The organism is Bradyrhizobium sp. AUGA SZCCT0105, from assembly GCF_018129565.1.
Classification (GTDB): Bacteria; Pseudomonadota; Alphaproteobacteria; order Rhizobiales; family Xanthobacteraceae; genus Bradyrhizobium.
Map to the genome: position 1 here is coordinate 56,939 of NZ_JAFCMK010000016.1, position 15,171 is coordinate 72,109.

At 59.4% G+C, this 15,171-nt stretch carries 16 protein-coding genes and 2 pseudogenes; 12 read left to right on the forward strand and 6 right to left on the reverse strand.

The window, feature by feature from the left end:
- Nucleotides 1–367: 367 nt before the first annotated feature.
- The 4 genes and pseudogenes from JQ573_RS40975 to JQ573_RS37825 all read left to right on the forward strand — a co-directional run bounded on the left by JQ573_RS40975 (nucleotide 368) and on the right by JQ573_RS37825 (nucleotide 2,072).
- Complete coding sequence (locus JQ573_RS40975; RefSeq protein WP_409334727.1) at nucleotides 368–670, forward strand: phosphatase PAP2 family protein; 303 nt, start codon at nucleotides 368–370, stop codon at nucleotides 668–670.
- Nucleotides 649–1,254, forward strand: a complete 606-nt coding sequence (locus JQ573_RS37815; RefSeq protein WP_212320066.1) for a cupin domain-containing protein — start codon at nucleotides 649–651, stop codon at nucleotides 1,252–1,254. Before JQ573_RS40975 ends, JQ573_RS37815 begins: the two co-directional genes overlap by 22 nt.
- The gene (locus JQ573_RS37820; RefSeq protein ID WP_212320064.1) at nucleotides 1,251–1,598 is read left to right on the forward strand and encodes a DUF3147 family protein; all 348 of its coding nucleotides are present in this window, start codon (nucleotides 1,251–1,253) and stop codon (nucleotides 1,596–1,598) included. The genes JQ573_RS37815 and JQ573_RS37820 overlap by 4 nt, the downstream gene beginning before the upstream one ends.
- A pseudogene (locus JQ573_RS37825) lies at nucleotides 1,595–2,072 on the forward strand (DUF3147 family protein). The gene JQ573_RS37820 and the pseudogene JQ573_RS37825 overlap by 4 nt, the downstream one beginning before the upstream one ends.
- 64 nt (nucleotides 2,073–2,136) lie before the next feature.
- Here JQ573_RS37825 and JQ573_RS37830 read toward each other — a convergent pair.
- A complete protein-coding gene (locus JQ573_RS37830) occupies nucleotides 2,137–2,949 on the reverse strand; it encodes a zinc-binding dehydrogenase (RefSeq protein WP_312011742.1) in 813 nt (270 codons plus the stop codon).
- A gap of 36 nt (nucleotides 2,950–2,985) precedes the next feature.
- On the opposite strand from JQ573_RS37830, the gene JQ573_RS37835 reads away from it, so the two are divergent.
- From JQ573_RS37835 to JQ573_RS37860, 6 genes and pseudogenes are all read left to right on the forward strand, one after another.
- Nucleotides 2,986–3,660, forward strand: a complete 675-nt coding sequence (locus JQ573_RS37835) for a hypothetical protein (protein ID WP_212320062.1) — start codon at nucleotides 2,986–2,988, stop codon at nucleotides 3,658–3,660.
- Between the two features lie 11 nt (nucleotides 3,661–3,671).
- Nucleotides 3,672–4,256: a hypothetical protein gene (locus JQ573_RS37840; RefSeq protein WP_212320060.1), complete on the forward strand. Its 585-nt coding sequence runs from the start codon at nucleotides 3,672–3,674 to the stop codon at nucleotides 4,254–4,256.
- 53 nt (nucleotides 4,257–4,309) lie between these two features.
- Complete coding sequence (locus JQ573_RS37845; RefSeq protein ID WP_212320058.1) at nucleotides 4,310–4,726, forward strand: phage holin family protein; 417 nt, start codon at nucleotides 4,310–4,312, stop codon at nucleotides 4,724–4,726.
- A 434-nt stretch (nucleotides 4,727–5,160) separates the two neighbouring features.
- A pseudogene (locus JQ573_RS37850) lies at nucleotides 5,161–5,355 on the forward strand (cold-shock protein); the annotation flags it as partial.
- 1,384 nt (nucleotides 5,356–6,739) lie between these two features.
- Nucleotides 6,740–7,108 (forward strand): hypothetical protein, encoded by a 369-nt coding sequence (locus JQ573_RS37855; RefSeq protein ID WP_212320056.1) that lies wholly within the window; start codon nucleotides 6,740–6,742, stop codon nucleotides 7,106–7,108.
- Nucleotides 7,108–7,407, forward strand: a complete 300-nt coding sequence (locus JQ573_RS37860) for a hypothetical protein (RefSeq protein ID WP_212320054.1) — start codon at nucleotides 7,108–7,110, stop codon at nucleotides 7,405–7,407. Before JQ573_RS37855 ends, JQ573_RS37860 begins: the two co-directional genes overlap by 1 nt.
- A 1,311-nt stretch (nucleotides 7,408–8,718) precedes the next feature.
- Here the strand turns inward: JQ573_RS37860 and JQ573_RS37865 are convergent.
- Complete coding sequence (locus tag JQ573_RS37865; protein WP_212320052.1) at nucleotides 8,719–8,904, reverse strand: DUF3072 domain-containing protein; 186 nt, start codon at nucleotides 8,902–8,904, stop codon at nucleotides 8,719–8,721.
- Nucleotides 8,905–8,992: 88 nt separating this feature from the next.
- On the opposite strand from JQ573_RS37865, the gene JQ573_RS37870 reads away from it, so the two are divergent.
- Nucleotides 8,993–9,220 (forward strand): hypothetical protein, encoded by a 228-nt coding sequence (locus tag JQ573_RS37870; RefSeq protein ID WP_212320051.1) that lies wholly within the window; start codon nucleotides 8,993–8,995, stop codon nucleotides 9,218–9,220.
- Between the two features lie 812 nt (nucleotides 9,221–10,032).
- Nucleotides 10,033–11,442: a DUF2130 domain-containing protein gene (locus tag JQ573_RS37875; RefSeq protein ID WP_212320089.1), complete on the forward strand. Its 1,410-nt coding sequence runs from the start codon at nucleotides 10,033–10,035 to the stop codon at nucleotides 11,440–11,442.
- A 247-nt stretch (nucleotides 11,443–11,689) separates the two neighbouring features.
- Here JQ573_RS37875 and JQ573_RS37880 read toward each other — a convergent pair whose 3' ends face one another.
- The 4 genes from JQ573_RS37880 to JQ573_RS37895 all read right to left on the reverse strand — a co-directional run bounded on the left by JQ573_RS37880 (nucleotide 11,690) and on the right by JQ573_RS37895 (nucleotide 15,063).
- A complete protein-coding gene (locus tag JQ573_RS37880; protein WP_212320097.1) occupies nucleotides 11,690–11,884 on the reverse strand; it encodes a hypothetical protein in 195 nt (64 codons plus the stop codon).
- Between the two features lie 222 nt (nucleotides 11,885–12,106).
- The gene (locus JQ573_RS37885; protein ID WP_212320049.1) at nucleotides 12,107–12,388 is read right to left on the reverse strand and encodes a hypothetical protein; all 282 of its coding nucleotides are present in this window, start codon (nucleotides 12,386–12,388) and stop codon (nucleotides 12,107–12,109) included.
- Between the two features lie 604 nt (nucleotides 12,389–12,992).
- A complete protein-coding gene (locus JQ573_RS37890) occupies nucleotides 12,993–14,465 on the reverse strand; it encodes a tannase/feruloyl esterase family alpha/beta hydrolase (protein ID WP_249132727.1) in 1,473 nt (490 codons plus the stop codon).
- 274 nt (nucleotides 14,466–14,739) lie between these two features.
- Complete coding sequence (locus JQ573_RS37895; protein WP_212320045.1) at nucleotides 14,740–15,063, reverse strand: 2Fe-2S iron-sulfur cluster-binding protein; 324 nt, start codon at nucleotides 15,061–15,063, stop codon at nucleotides 14,740–14,742.
- Between the last annotated feature and the right edge of the window lie 108 nt (nucleotides 15,064–15,171).

The window sequence follows — 15,171 nt, forward strand, 5'->3', positions numbered from 1 at the left end:
ACTCCCTTAAACGTTATGATGGTTGCAGCAGCGCAATTTAACGAGGCGCCGAAGCTACGCAACGACGCCACGGACGAGGTTGATGGCGCTAGTTACAGTCAAACCTACCAAACCTGATGTACTCATTGCGCGAACTGTGGCACGCAAGACAAACCACCGCGCGGAGGTGGTCAGCCGCGGACTGACGTGGGGCGCCGACGAGAAGATTCTCCTGGCTTTGGCCATCGCCGGCTGGGCTGCGACGAGGGGCAGGTCAGAGCGGTTGCAGCGCGCTGGCAACCACGCCCTCCTGGTCACAGTCGCGGCCTCGCTGGCGCCTCACGGCCTGAAAACGGTCTTCGACTAGACGCGCCCGGATCGTACGACGGTGCTCGGTCATCTCCACGGGGCCTCGTTTTCGGGAAAGCGAGAGGACGCCTTTCCTTCGGGCCATGCGCTGCACATGGGCGCATTGGCATCCGCTGTGGGCACGTTGTCGCCTCTGCCGCGGCAAGTGATCCGGACCTTGGCGGTCGGGCTTTCACTGACGCGGATCGTAGTGCTGGCGCATTGGCGACGTGGCTGCGGGCTTCGCGCTCGGTGCCGCGATGAAGCGACTGCTGCGCCTGTGGACCGGGTATCCGATGAGATCACAGAAGGAGGACGACCATGCCGATCCTTGAGGATGTGAAGGAATACATGCAGCGGGCGACGGGTCTGCGCAGACCGGGCAAGGATGCGGCCCCTGACCTGGCGCGACCGCGAAAGCCTCACAAGGTTCGGTTCAAGGACGACGGCCTCGCTCCAAACCATCCGCGATGCCCGTTCGTCATCTATCGAAGCGCCGTTGATCTCGGCGGAGGCCACGATCCTGCGGCCGTGATGGAGGATCTTTTCGAATCCAACGGTTGGGGAGATACCTGGCGCGACGGCATCTACAACTATGTCCATTTCCACTCACGCATCCATGAGGTGCTCGGTATCGCCCGTGGCAAGGGGCGGGTACGCTTCGGCGGATGCAAAGGCCGGATATTCACGCTGAAGGCAGGCGACGTCGCGGTCCTACCGGCCGGGACAGGGCATCAGTGCCTATCGGCGGATGATGATTTCCTCGTCGTTGGGGCTTATCCGGCGGCGGGCACCTACGACGAATGCACCACCGTCGAGGACCGTCCGCGTGCACTCAAGACGATCCCGAAGGTGCCCGTGCCGCGGAAGGATCCGGTTTACGGAGCGAACGGTCCGCTGCCGAAGCTTTGGAAGAAGCCCAAATGAGCGAGTACGTCGTCCGATTCCTGATCGGCGGCGCGGTAGTGTCGGCATTCGCCATGTTGGGTGACGTGCTGAAGCCGAAGAGTTTCGCCGGTCTGTTCGGTGCCGCTCCTTCGGTTGCGCTGGCGACGCTCGGAATAGCGGTCTATATGCACGGAACGGCATACGCGGCTGCACAGACCAATCCGATGATGGCTGGCGCCATCGCGCTTGTCGCCTACAGCGTAGTCGTCTGTCAGCTCTTGATGCGGGCGCGCATGCGTGCGTTGCCGGCCACGATGCTGTCCGTCATCGTCTGGCTGACTGCGGCTTTTGACATATGGATCCTTGCGGGTGCGCAGGCATGACGGGCCCCATCAAGATATCTGTGAACTCGCTGCGGGAAGGTCGTTGGTACGAATACGCCGTCCGCTTCACGCTCGGGGGCGCTGCGACTGTGCTCACCGGCCTGATCAGCAGCCGGTACGGCGCCTCGTTCGGCGGGCTCTTTCTGGCCTTGCCGGCGATCTTCTGCGCCAGTGCCACGCTGATCGAGAAGCATGAGATGAGACGGAAACAGGAGGCGGGCCTGCGCGGTGAGCGCCGTGGTCAGGAAGCCGCCGCTCTGGACGCTGCGGGAGCCGCCCTGGGGGGCACTGGGTATGCTGGCGTTCGCGGGCCTGTTCTCGTTATTGGTCGAGCGCAGCGTCGCCGGTGCGTTCGCCGCTGCGTCTTTTGGGTGGCTTTCCGTCTCGGTGGCGGCCTGGTCCGTCAGGCGGAAACTGCGTTCGGCGCGCAGGCCGGAACGCAATAACGGCCCCGCAATGTGGCGGAGCCGTTGAAGCAGTAAGAAGGCATTTAGACAGGGTCGAATCCGCAAGCGTGTTCGCTTCCTGCTCACTCAGGTTACGGAGCAGCCGTGGCGGTCGGATGGGGAAGTCTTGTCGCCGGAGCGCTCATCTTCCCGTGGGGGAACATGACCACTTTTACGCAACCGTCCTTCTTTTCCCGGAAGGTTTCATAGAGATCCGGTCCGTCTTCGAGATCGACGGTGCGATGGCTGATAATTTGGCCCGGATCGACCTTGCCCTCCTCGATCAGCTTCATCAGTTTTTTGAGGTATTTGTGAACGTGGGTCTGACCGGTCTTCATCGTCAGCCCCTTATTCATGAAGGCGCCCATCACTGCGGGGACCGCCGAGCCGATGTAAACACCGGGAACGGAAACAATGCCGCCGGGCCGGCAGGACATGATCGCTTGATTCAGAGCGTAGGGACGATCAGAGGCCGAGATCGTGGACTGGACGGCGGAGGCGACCGATTGCATGGTCGATTCAGCGCCCATACTTTCCATGCCGACGGCTTCGATCACCGCATCCGGGCCTTGACCCTGCGTCAGCGCAAGAATCCTTTCGTGCACGTCGCCGTCCTTATAGTCGATGATCTCGGCCCCAAGACCACGGGCGAAATCCAGCCGTTCTCTTATCGTATCGATTGCGATCACGCGTTCGGCTCCCAGGACGAAGGCCGACATGATGGAAAACAGGCCGACCGGTCCGCAGCCCCAAACTGCGATGGTCTGGCCTTTTTTGATGTCGCAGTTTTCCGCTGCCATGTAGCCGGTCGGAAAGATGTCCGAGAGGAAAAGCACCTGCTCGTCGGTATATCCCTCGGGCACAAAAGAAGAAGCGACGCCGCAATCGCGCGATGCGCACGCCACGCACGGTCAGCGGCGGTCACTGTCGCGATAGATAGCTTGTGCCGCCGGTTCGCGAGCCGGCCAACACACCGGCAGATCGTCCGTGTTCTGCAGACGGCTGCGTCCGCCCGCGGAGCCGCGCGGCTGGCCGATACGGCCGCTGACGCCGCTGGCGATCTCAAGGACAAAGCGACCCAAACCTTCGAGACGCTCTCCGGCAAAGCTTCGGATGGTGTCGATGCGGTCATGGACGCGACAAAGGACGTGTTCGACCGCCTTCGCACCAGCGCAAAAGACTCGGCCGATGCGGCCAGAGATACCGCCCAACAGGCTCCCGCCAAGGCACGCGAAGTGATCGGCGATAATGCCGCGTGGATCGGCGGGCTGGGTATCGCCATCGGCGCAATCATCGCCGCGGCCCTCCCGTCGACCGATGCCGAGACCAAGGTGATGGGGCGGGCAAGCGGCAACGTAAGGCAGGCTGCGAACGACGCCACGGCATCAGGTTTTGAGGCCGCAAAGGACGCGGCGTTATCGGCTGCGGATGCGGTCGTCTCCAGCGTTGCCGATGCGGATCTCGGAAAACATGCCAGCCGCATGACGGAAGGCGTCGCGGAGAAACTTAAAGACGCCGCGGATGACATCGTCGCGGCCGCCTTCGATTCAAACCGCAACGCCAATACCTCAAACTCCGATACCTCAAACATCACCGCTTTGAATACCAAGACCTGAAGAGGCGACCCATGAGCGATCTCGACTTGAACAAGCGAAATACCGCCCAAAAGCCGGATACCCCTCTGTCGGAGCGGCTGAAGGACCAGATGCAGGACGCGGGCGCCGAAATGAAGGAGCGCGCTGGCGACGCTCTTCGGGCTTCGACCGATACAGCCCGGGAGAAATTCGCGGAAGCAGCCGAAGCGACGAAAGGCGTGGCGTCCGGGACCATGGACCAGTTCCAAGATCGGGCGCGCGACAAGCAGCAATCCGGTGCCGACTTCATCCAGCGTTTTGCTGGCAATATTCGGGAGGCCGCACGCGCGTTTGAAAGCGATTCGCCGTTTGCGGCAAAAGGGATCAGTTCGGCGGCAGACTACGTCGAGGGCGCTGGCGAGAAGATTCGCGACGGCAGCTTCCGAGATCTCGTCGATAACGCCACCGGTTTCGCCAAGCGTCAGCCGGCCGCCTTCCTCGGCCTCTCGGTTCTCGCCGGCTTCGCCGCCGTGCGGTTTCTAAGGGCCGCGGACGGCGGATCATCATCGCAGGGAAGCGATGGATCGGCGGCTTCAAAGAACGACGAGGTGCGGTCCGGCGGATCGAGTCGAGGGTAATGCCAGTCCGAGACCATCACACTGGCGGATTAGCCAGAGAGCGGCGAGTTCACATGACCATTCAAGACGATGTCAAAACGGGACGGGACGATCTGCGAGGGGTATCGGGCCTTTTCGGTGAGGCGATTTCACAGGCCGCGAAGCTTTTCCAAAACGAGGTCGATCTTGCCAAGGCGGAATTGGCTCAAAAGGCCCAGACCATGGGTGCCGCAATCGGCTTTCTCGTTGGCGGTGCCGTCCTCGTTATCCCTGCTTTAGTGATGACGCTATTCGCGCTTTCTGCCGCTCTGATATCCGCCGGTTGGTCACAGCCGCTGTCCTATTTGACGTCGGCCGTGGTAGCCGCAGTCCTTGCGGGACTTCTGTTTGCGATCGGTATGAATCGGTTGGATTCAAAAAAGCTGATCCCCAGTGAGACAATGCGCCAGCTCGGGAAAGACAAGAACACCGTGAAGGGAATGACGCGATGAGCAGCGAAAAGCCCGGTTTTGTCGATAGCTTGTTGAGCGACGCGAAGGATAACGAAAGAGGAGCCGGCGCGTTGTGGCGGCGCACCAGCTCCCCCGAAACGTGACCGTACTCAACTGTTCCCCAACGGTCCCGTCCCTCAGAGAAGGCTGCGCCGGGTCGCTTTCTGATTTCCTAATCGGGCCTTTTGTGGCGGCACGAACTGTATCGTTTTCTGGCAAGTTGACGGCACGGCCAGGAACGGCCGGCAATGCCGCGAGTCGTCTATCTACCTCCCGCGTCACTGCCCCCGACCTCGGGAGATTGGAATGCGGCCTCGGCGTGTGTCCCGCGTCGGGGCCGTTCATTGTGTTCGCTCGTTTGGCCTTGCGAGATACGGCACTGTCGACCTAGGTTGCCGCATTGACTAAATGGGAGATTTCGCTAGTGGCGATAAGGTACTGTTAAGTGGTTCAATCCGACCAAGGGCTATGGATTCATTCAGCCCGAAGGCGGCGGGAGGGATGTTTTTGTACACATCTCTGCGGTTGAGAAAGCCGGACTGAGCACGCTGAATGAGGGTGCTAAGGTCAGTTACGAGGAGCGGGAAAACCGCGGCAAGGTGTCCGCAGAAAACCTCCGGGTGGGCTGAAGCCGCGTCGGGAACAAGTGGCAACGCCGAAGGTTCGGTTTAGTGCTTCCGTGGTTTCTGTTGCCCAACCCCAACTGCGGGAGTTTCAGTGATGGCCCTGGCGCCCCCCGGCGTCGGGGTCGTTTCTTCTACAGCTTACAAGCAGCCCGGCTTGAGCCGCATTGACCGCAACAGACTATCCAGCGCGTTCCCGTTGCAATCGACCGTGCGGATCGGCCTTTCGACGCTTACGGCTTGAGCAGGTTTGCTGCTGGCCAGCCGCTTGCTCTTTTTCAAACCCGGATTGGCCGCTGCATGCCGACGTGGAGCGACCACAGGAAGAGCGCGAGGCTCTAGGATCGATTTTGTTTGCGGGGCAGGTGGCTGCGGTGCCGGTGCGATCGGTGCTGGCTGTATCGCGGGAGCGCTCACCGTGGTACCGACCGCCCGCTCTGGGATGAGTGACAGCCGGTCGGCCTTCTTAGCGCGCTCCGCTACGGGATACTCGACGGTGGGTGCCGGCGCCGGATCTCCCCCGAGCGCTGTCACTGCACTCTTAACCACCAAGCATATTCCGATCGCCAAAGTCCGGATCATCCACATGACCCCTGATCAACGTTGAAGTGGCGAGGTTACGACAGTTTCGTGATATCTGCCAATAACTTAGCTTAACTATCCTTAAACGACGCCTGCGCGCCATAGCCTCAATGGTCCTTCATTTCGAATGGGACGGCACAAACGGCGAATACACGGCCGGGTGCGTCGAATGCGTAGCCCTCGGCGTGTTGGTCGCCGACCTGCTCGACAAGCCGCTTCCGGACGCGCCCGAGTGGGCGGCTGCTTGGATCTAGAAAAACTACGCCGCCGGGCCCGAAATGGTTTGTCCCGGCGGCGTCATGTTTTCCAGCGCTGGGCCCTGTATTCCCAGTGCCGATAGTCTAGCCGGGGCCTAAGCGCAGGAAGCGGCGCCGCATTTGGCGGGGGGTGTAGCGTCGCGAAGACGACGACTCCGGTGGTGAGTTTGGATTGTCTTGGACTACCGACCGCGACGTTGCCTGTTGGTTTGCATTAAGGTTCGGATCGAGATCACCGACCGTTTACACTACGCTCTTACACCTGAAGGGAATCTTGGCGGAGTGCCATGATCGCGGTGAACGCGAGTGCATTGTTCATCCAGAGGATTTGGAGGACGTGCAGATCGACCCCGACGAAGCCGATTGGCGGGAGAGCGCACGGAGGTACGGCGATAGCATTCGCGCCAACATCCTTTCGCGCAAAAGGTTCTTCCAAGGCCCCCGGGGCGAACGGGTCACGCGCCAGCATTCGACATAACTAGCCATAGGGAACTGCGAGGGGGTTCCGCAACTTGGCGGCCCCGCACAACCGAACACGAAAGTACACAGCAATGGACTCTGATTTGACCAACCAACTGTTCCGACCACGGGGCGACCCCTTCGCCGGTCATGCTCGCTACCAGCGCGTCAAGTCTGCCTTGACGCTCATCGGCTTCGGCAAGTCCAAGCTGTACTCGCTTATCAGACAGGGGCGCATTCGGGCAGTAAAGCTCGACGGTGCTAGTTTCGTCGATATGTACTCTGTCGCCGCTCTCTTCGCCGCGTGCCCTGAAATCGCTCCGCTGAGCATCAACACGGTGACGGCAGAGCAACTGGGGCTGAGAACTGAAAAACTGCAGCCTGAGCACTTACCGGCCGCTGAGCGCTTGCTGCCGGATGTACGGCTCACCGCCGATGCTTTCGCATTGCGGGAGGACTGATGTCCTCCGATGCTAACGACGGGCAGGTGCCGGTTCTTTTGGGCGGAATCATGATCTCCCATCCTGATGACATCGCCTTTGTTCGATCAATGCCCGAAGAAGCTGTTCCAGCGCTGGAGCAACTGATCATTCGCCAGCAATCGCCGCTCCGCCAGATGTTATCAAGCCACGATATCGAGCGGAGCAAGCGCGTTCACCGTCAGAAGTATCCTGACTACCGCATGATCCCATTGGCGGACACCACCAAGGCTATCCCCAAGAACACTATTTCGCATCAAGCGGTCTGGAATTGGGCGTAACATCGACACCAAGAAGGATTTCTGACGGGCCTGCCCCTCGCAGCCTGCTTGCGAATTTTTTTTAACCGCATGGCTGAGGGGGGCCTCGTTGAAAGTCCTGCGCGATTTCGGCGTGGCTTACGTCGAGTGTCAAGCGAACCTTGATCTCCAGCATCAACCGAGAGTTTAGCCGACTTGCAGGAATGCGCGACGCAGCTCACCTTCAACTGATCAAGGAACGTTGGGGGACACCATGTCACGACGCAATATTGTAGACTCTGTCATTACGTTGAACGAAGAGGAGCTTTGCGTCCGCGTGCTGGAAGCCGCTACTGGCGAGACGCGACCGTCCACATGGACTGCCGAGGAAGCGCTCTCCACCGTCGAGCCAGAGATCAAAGACCAGATCATCGCGACTGCGCGAGCGGCGCTTCTGTACTTCACTGAATGCTATGATGGAAGGATCACTGAACCTGCCCCAACGCGTCTCACTCTGCACTAACTGGGAGGACGAGCCGGTGAGATCGATAGCCTATGAACGGTGGCAGGCTCGGCATCGCGCGCAAGGCTGGACGATCTCCGAGGTTGCTGCGGCCCTCGGCGTTGAACCCGCGGAAATATGGGCGCGGGTGTGGCGAGGAGAGCTACGAGCAACCGAGATAGCTCTGACCGTTGTGATCAAGCATGAAGAGCTCAGCTTGCTCGGATTGCTTTGAATACGAATCTCGGGGCAGGGCAACTAGCTTGCGTGGTCCCGCGCGCTACATGCCAGCGGAGATGTCTATCCCGTGGCGGGCAAGGGCGAGAGACAGCACCAAGCCAACGAGGCTGAATGCCGCGACAATAGCAAGGCTCGAAATCGGTCTGCGGGAGGAGTGAACCTCCGCTACAGGCTTTGAAAGGGCAACCATTGAAATTCTCCCGGAGCGTCAATCGCCGGAGGCTGTCAGGCAAGTGTTACCGGCAGATTGCGCAGATCGTTTCATTTCAGCTTCGTCGAGGCGTTCTTAGGTACGGCATGCGACGTAGGCGCGGGAGGCGGCGCGGACGTACACTCCGGGTACTTCCGGCGCATCAGCTTGATGCGCTTTCGCAAGGCAATGCCGTTCAGGCGCTGTCTAACGCCTTCCTCTGACCGCCCCAATATTTTGGCAATTACAGCGGTCGGCTTCATCTGTCGCTTTAGTTCGACAAGTTCGCGGTCTTCGGCTTCTGACCAGTGTTTAGCACGTGGTGCGGACATGCTGAGCGCCTTCGAGCGTCCGTCACTGAGAGGGAGCGGAATGACGACATACAATAATGATACGAAACCGCATTGCCTGAACGCCGTTCCTAAAGCCCAGCCTTTGCTCGTAGTTCGTCGATGAGCTCCGAAGCCTCGGCTTTGGTCAGCTCCCGGTCCGGTATGGACTGGTGAGCCTGCTCGGCGAGAGTCTTAAGGTATGAGGCTTGGGCGCCGGTCATCGGGTCACCCCCGGACACCCAATCCTCCGGGTCCTTCTGAGTGTTGTTGGCCATGCGAAATCTCCTTTTCCATCCAACCTTCGACTAGACAATTTGTTCCTGTTTTGTACACTGGGCCATCTTCATACAGCGGGACGAAACGATGCCGGACCTTGATTACATTCGGGGCGAGATCGAGCGCATGCGCGTGCAGGTCGGACGACAGCGCAAGGAGATATTGACGCTAGAGCGAGCCGGGATTGCCACCTGTTCGGCAGAAGCGTTGCTCCAACGAATGCTCGACAAGATCGATACGCTCTGCGTTGAGCGCGAGCGGCTCAAGGCCGCGCTGCCCAAGCCGAAAGGCAAGGCTCTTGGTGGGCGAAGCTAGGAGACGATGTGCCGCCGAATTTCTCCCTCCGCCATATCTAATGCATCCATGTACTCCGGAGCGAGGCTCCGGCTGACCAGCCCGACCGTCCATCCTTGCGGGATAGCTTCTAGAACTCGGTCACCCGCCGAATGGATGATCGTGCTGACAGCGTGACGCGCTTGCGGAGCGGCGCCATCGCAGCAGCTACGCGAAGTTGAGATGGCTCAAAGCGAACGGATGGCGTCGGAGTAGAGTTGAGTCCGTACCGAGCGGCAAGAGCGCGCGCTCAGTGGCTGTTACGGTTGCGGAGACCCGGACTCCTAGGCACTCCGGGCTCCGTTCCATCTTTGCGACCGCGGTCACGGCGTCGACTCCGAGAGCGACCCGTGGGCATACGTTCGATGGAACGAAGCCCGGGACTGCGGGTTGAACCGCGAAAGCATTTGGACAATTTGAGAGCAAGATCGGCCTCGGCAGCAATATGGTTGCCGGGGCCGATCTCTGTTTTGGCTACTCGGGGGGCGGTTCTGAGTGATGTATCTGAAGTTCAGGTCCGCGAGATCAAACGCGCCGTTTTGGAGAACCGCGATGATCCGCGCCGAGAGTGCAGCTCGCCGTCAGGCTCGCGAGTAGGCGCCGGCCCTGGCGGGAATGCGCCGATGGTGCGCTCCGCTCCGCTGCTTGAACCTGGCCTGCGCCTGCAGGATGGGGGTTTGCCACAGCAAAATGCCCGAAGCGGCGCCTTTCAGCTTGACCCTTCAAAATTGCTTGTTCTAATTTTGTTCTCAGGGGCCCATGCCGATTCTGCGGGCCCGCAGCCGGCCAGGAACATGCACGAGATCATCTGTCCCCACTGTGCGAAGGCCTTCAAGGTCGATGAGTCGGGCTATGCCGAGATTCTGAAGCAGGTGCGTGACGCGGATTTCGCGCAGCAACTCCATGAACGGCTGGAATTGGCCGAGCGTGACAAGCGAAGCGCTGTTGAACTGGCCAAGGCCCAGGTGAGCAACGATCTGCAGAAGATCGCGGCCGCGAAGGACGCAGAAATCCGGCAGTTGAAGTCCAAGCTTGAGGGAAATGAGGTCACCCAGAAGCTTGCTGTCACGGAGGCGCTCAGCGCCGTGGAAAAAGAGCGTGACAGGCTCGCGAACGCGCTGGTCGAGTCCGAGCGCGAAAAGAAAGCGGCCGCGGAGCTTGCTGAAGCGCTTCTGGCCAGCGAACAGCACAAAATTGCCGCTGCCAAGGAAAAAGAAATCCAGGAGCTGAAGGCCAAGCTCCATGCTCTCGAGCTTGAGAAAAAGCTTGCCTTGACGGAAGCGGTCGTCGCCATCGAAAAGGAGCGCGACGAGCTGAAGAACGGCATCAAGCAGGTGCAGCTTGAAAAACAGCTCTCTGAGCAGTCGCTCAAGGACAAGTACGAAACGCAAATCAAGGATCGCGATGACGCGATCGAGCGCCTTAAGGATATGAAGGCCCGTCTCTCGACCAAGATGGTCGGGGAGACCCTTGAACAGCACTGCGAGACCGAATTCAACCGGGTGCGGTCGATGGCATTTCCCCGGGCGTATTTCGAGAAAGACAACGACGCGCGGACCGGCAGCAAGGGCGATTACGTTTTCCGGGACTCGGACGAGGCCGGGACCGAGATCATCTCGATTATGTTCGAGATGAAGAACGAAAGCGACAAAACAGCGACGAAAAGCAAGAACGAAGATTTTCTGAAGGAGCTCGACCGGGACCGGAGCGATAAGGGCTGCGAATACGCCATCTTGGTCTCACTGCTTGAACCCGACAACGAACTTTACAATACCGGCATCGTCGATGTCTTCCACCGTTACCCGAAAATGTATGTCGTCCGGCCGCAGTTCTTCCTGCCGATGATTACGCTCTTGCGGAATGCGGCCATCAATTCGCTCAAGTACAAAACCGAGCTTGCGCTTGTGAGAGCGCAGAATATCGACATCACACAGTTTGAAAGCCAGCTAGAGACGTTCAAGTCCGCATTCTCGAAAAACTACGATCTTGCTTCCAGGCACTTCCAGACGGCGATCGCCGAGATAGATAAGTCCATCGATCATCTCCAGAAAACAAAGGATGCGTTGATCGGTGCAGACCGCAATCTCCGCCTTGCGAATGACAAGGCGCAGGACGTGACGATCAAGAAGTTGACCCGGGGCAATCCGACGATGGCGGCGAAATTTGCTGAGCTGAAGAGCCTGCCCGCTGAAGCTGCGGAGTGAGGCAAGCAGGCGCCAGGAAAAGGAGACGTTATATGAAACCGATTGGAGATTCGGTGACGCCGATAATCTTACCGACGGTGATAGTCGCGCGCAGATTTTGCCTTTTGGATAATAGGAAAATATTCCATAATCTATGTTATGCGAACATAAATGACACATAAAATCAGACTGATAGACGTACTAAGTTCCATAACAGAAACAAACTAGAAGCATCTATTCCAGCGGGGGTGGGGATCCGTCGATGCGGTTACTGCCAAACGAATAGGGATCGATCCTGCCCTGCTCGTCCGCGATCTTGATCTTTGAACGCGATAGCCAGTTTTGCGCTCAGCTCGCCCCACGTCTCGGCGCGTCCAGGCTTGTCGCGGATCGCGTCGGGCCGCGCCACTTGGAAGCTGGGACCCGGCGTCAGGCCATCGGAGGTGGTGATACGGTGGATCATTCTTCCGCGTTCTTCGCTGGCGCGCGCCGCTCTTCGGATACCGTAATTATGGAATATCCGAATCAGAGAGATGGTTCGCTGACAATTTGAATAATACGTCTGGTTCGAATCGTTTTTCCAGTCGGTCGAAGTGACGGTGGATGGGACCTATCCACTGCAGCTGGGCGCTGTCGAATCGACTAGAGCGATTCGACGATTGCCTGAGGACGTCAACCGTCTCGATCAATTCCCGCAGGCTCCATCACGAGCCGCTGGCGTCATTTCTGGCTTTTTGAAACGTTTGCGCATACGCCGAATGGCTGCAACGGCGCGAGCTTCGTCGAGTGCAATGGTATCCGCGGGGAAGGTGTCGGCGGCCAGAGGATCGAGCGCGGTTTGCTCCTCCGCGAGTCGTCTTTCTATGAACTGAGGCTTCAGCTCCGAGAGCTTCGTCCGAAGCAACCGTCGATAGCGGTGGATATTGTTGCGGTGCGCACGGATGCGGGCAAGAACTTCGTCGAGCATCGTCGTCTCTCCCGACGGTCGTCACGATCCTTTTCGGTGTTGAGAAAGCCGGGAAAGAGATTTCCCGGCGCAAAAAATATTCGCAAGCGATTGGCTGTCAAGATGTCCCTCGCCGCATCTGCAAGTTCTTCGGAAGAGCGGCGCAGGAGCGACGCGCCGTGCTCGGATGGCCGCAAAATTCTTTGCGCTCCCCTCCCCAGGTCAGGCGAATGCGCGTGGGCGACGTACAGGTTTCTGCGCGGCGTCTGATGGTGCCGGCTCCTACAAGGGGCGCGGCGGCAATGGCGGCGGCTCAGACCCGGTCCCAGTGGGCAACGATGTGATTAAGGTGCTTTTGCCCGCTATTGCCGGGCGGCCACGCGTTAGATGCGATTGCGCCTTCTCGAATAGGGCAGCGGCTTGAGCTCTGCACGCCACGTGTTCTTCATCGAGAAACCCGTCCTCCGACCCCACGCTAGGAAGCTACACTTTGCGCGGCGACTAGGGGTAATGTAACGGTTGACGAAAATTGTAGGCGAAGCGGCTGCATGCATCCCGGCGGTTCAGGCAGCAATTAATTGCCTTCGTCGTATCGTTGTTTTGGAGCGAAACTTGGTTGCGTCAGTTAGCGACACTCAAAATTTCCCGCGTCTGCGATATCGCCGCCGCCCTTGTAAGTAGACACCTTCGGAAATGGGCAAAGCGGGCGCGTTCGTCCTGGCCAGGGAACATCAGGCCTTTTACGAGCCTTTGCGAGGATCATGTCGGGCGCCACACCGGTTTCGATCCAAGCATCTAGCGCGCTGAGGGCATCAAACTCATCGGTGGCTGGCCCGCCCACACAATGGTTCATTCCGGGTACCAGGAAGACGCGGCTGAAATTGGCGGTGTCCGATCCATACCTCGCTTGGAGGGCTTCTTGATAGCGGATCGTGTCAAAGGGCGAGAAGATCGGATCGGCCGTGCCATGCAAGAAGATGATCTTTCCGCCCTTGGCCTTGAAGTCATCGAGGTCGGTCGACGTTGCCGCCACGAATTCCATGCCCGCTTCGAATTCGCTCTTGCCCTTGTAGACTTTGGGCGGATCGCGGTCGAAGTCAAAATTCAGAGCCCAGTCGAGCAGATCTGTCGGCTTCTCCGGCGGGCTCATGAGGTCATAGGCGATGCTCCCCGGAACGAGGGTGACATTTCGGGCGTCGGGCGGAACTGCCCTTGGCGTCCCGATCCGCCAAGCAGCCCAGCCGGGCGCTGCGATCCCCGGATCGTAGGGCCACTCCGAATATATCAGGGTACCCTTTGAATTTCTGGTACCAGCGAAGACACGCTTCACAACATCAACCTTCGCCGCCGGAAGGCAGGCGCTACTCTGGTCCTTCTTGCAGATAAGCACCCCAGGGTCGAACTTGCAGGCCGCCATGTTTTGGACCATCCCGTCCTTGACGCCGTCGGCTGCATCGCACGCATCGAGAATACCGTCGGCGATCAACCTGAGTTCGTCCTTGCTCAGCGCACTGCCGAGGTCGGGTTTGCCGTCGTCCCCCTTAGGCGCGACCGACATGAAGGCCTGGGTATGGCCAATAGCGTCGATCCCCGCGAGGGGCACGCGGTAGGCGGGCGCGGCTGCGATCGCACCATCAAACATCTCGGGGTAACGCTGTGTTGCCATCATCGCCTGTCGACCGCCATTCGAGCAGCCAACGAAATAAGATTTCGCCGGCGATTTGGCGTAAACCTTGGCGATCAGCGCTTTGGCAGCGGTGGCGACCGGCGGAATTGAGCTATAGCCAAGGTCCCTTCGTGCCTGCGGATCGAGACCGAACAGGTAGGGACCGATCGGTCCGCTTTCCTCCAAATGCCCAGCATCGGTCGAGGCCACAGCGTAACCGGCGGACAATCCATTTGGTTGTGGCGTGCCAGATCCAATGACACCTAGCGCGAGCCGCAACACCCCGTCGACACCGCCGCCGCCCTGGAAGACAAATTTGCCATTCCAATTTGCCGGCAGGCGCACCTCGTATCCAATCGCATACGGCTTGCCGTCGATGCCGGTTCGCTCGTTAATCTTCCCATGGATGAGGCAATGATCAGGGACCGGCATTGTGGAACCGGCTGGGGCAGGTGGAAGGAGTGCGACCGGCCCAGCCGGCACAAACTTCGCTTCTGTGATACGTCCCGCAGCTGGCACCCGCTCAGTGAGGCCTTCGCAAGTTGCCTTGAAGTCCTGGGCAAATGCCGGTGGCAATACTGCAAGCAAGAGAACTGCGCCAAGAAACGGACGCACGCCTAGTCCTGTCCTTGTTCCCTTGCTCCACAACCTCAAGATTCTCTGCCTCCTCTCATTTCCGCGCGTGCATGCCTGTAGTTTCGTCACCTCAAGTCTGACGCTCTGGCAAGCGCATCACGAGACCATCCAACTCAGGCTTCAGCCTGATTTGACAAGAGAGGCGACTGCTTGGAAGCCGCTCGTCCGCCACGCCATCAAGCAGGGCATCTTCCTCGCTCCCTAAGCCCGGCAAACGCGAGAGCCACGCTTCGTCGACATAAACGTGGCACGTAGCACACATGGCATTGCCGCCGCATTCAGCGACGACGCCCACAAGTCCGTGCTGAGTCGCAGCGAGCATCACGCTTTCACCGTCGAGGCCTTCGACGCACTCGTGCCTTCCATTGGGATGGATAAAAGTGATGGTGATCATCGCGCGTCCGTCAGGTTGAAGTGAGTGTCGTGGGAAGGCTTTCGAATCCGCGCGGCGTATTGTCGTAGCGTCGCCTCGGTTCGCCGGAACCTTCGATTGCCGTGGATC

Bases quoted from the DNA above. Each gene is read 5' to 3' on its own strand.
- JQ573_RS37815 (WP_212320066.1), top strand. From the start codon at position 649: ATGCCGATCCTTGAGGATGTGAAGGAATACATGCAGCGGGCGACGGGT.
- JQ573_RS37820 (WP_212320064.1), top strand. From the start codon at position 1,251: ATGAGCGAGTACGTCGTCCGATTCCTGATCGGCGGCGCGGTAGTGTCG.
- JQ573_RS37840 (WP_212320060.1), top strand. From the start codon at position 3,672: ATGAGCGATCTCGACTTGAACAAGCGAAATACCGCCCAAAAGCCGGAT.
- JQ573_RS37845 (WP_212320058.1), top strand. From the start codon at position 4,310: ATGACCATTCAAGACGATGTCAAAACGGGACGGGACGATCTGCGAGGG.
- JQ573_RS37855 (WP_212320056.1), top strand. From the start codon at position 6,740: ATGGACTCTGATTTGACCAACCAACTGTTCCGACCACGGGGCGACCCC.
- JQ573_RS37860 (WP_212320054.1), top strand. From the start codon at position 7,108: ATGTCCTCCGATGCTAACGACGGGCAGGTGCCGGTTCTTTTGGGCGGA.
- JQ573_RS37865 (WP_212320052.1), bottom strand. From the start codon at position 8,904: ATGGCCAACAACACTCAGAAGGACCCGGAGGATTGGGTGTCCGGGGGT.
- JQ573_RS37870 (WP_212320051.1), top strand. From the start codon at position 8,993: ATGCCGGACCTTGATTACATTCGGGGCGAGATCGAGCGCATGCGCGTG.
- JQ573_RS37875 (WP_212320089.1), top strand. From the start codon at position 10,033: ATGCACGAGATCATCTGTCCCCACTGTGCGAAGGCCTTCAAGGTCGAT.
- JQ573_RS37880 (WP_212320097.1), bottom strand. From the start codon at position 11,884: ATGATCCACCGTATCACCACCTCCGATGGCCTGACGCCGGGTCCCAGC.
- JQ573_RS37885 (WP_212320049.1), bottom strand. From the start codon at position 12,388: ATGCTCGACGAAGTTCTTGCCCGCATCCGTGCGCACCGCAACAATATC.
- JQ573_RS37890 (WP_249132727.1), bottom strand. From the start codon at position 14,465: ATGCCGGTCCCTGATCATTGCCTCATCCATGGGAAGATTAACGAGCGA.
- JQ573_RS37895 (WP_212320045.1), bottom strand. From the start codon at position 15,063: ATGATCACCATCACTTTTATCCATCCCAATGGAAGGCACGAGTGCGTC.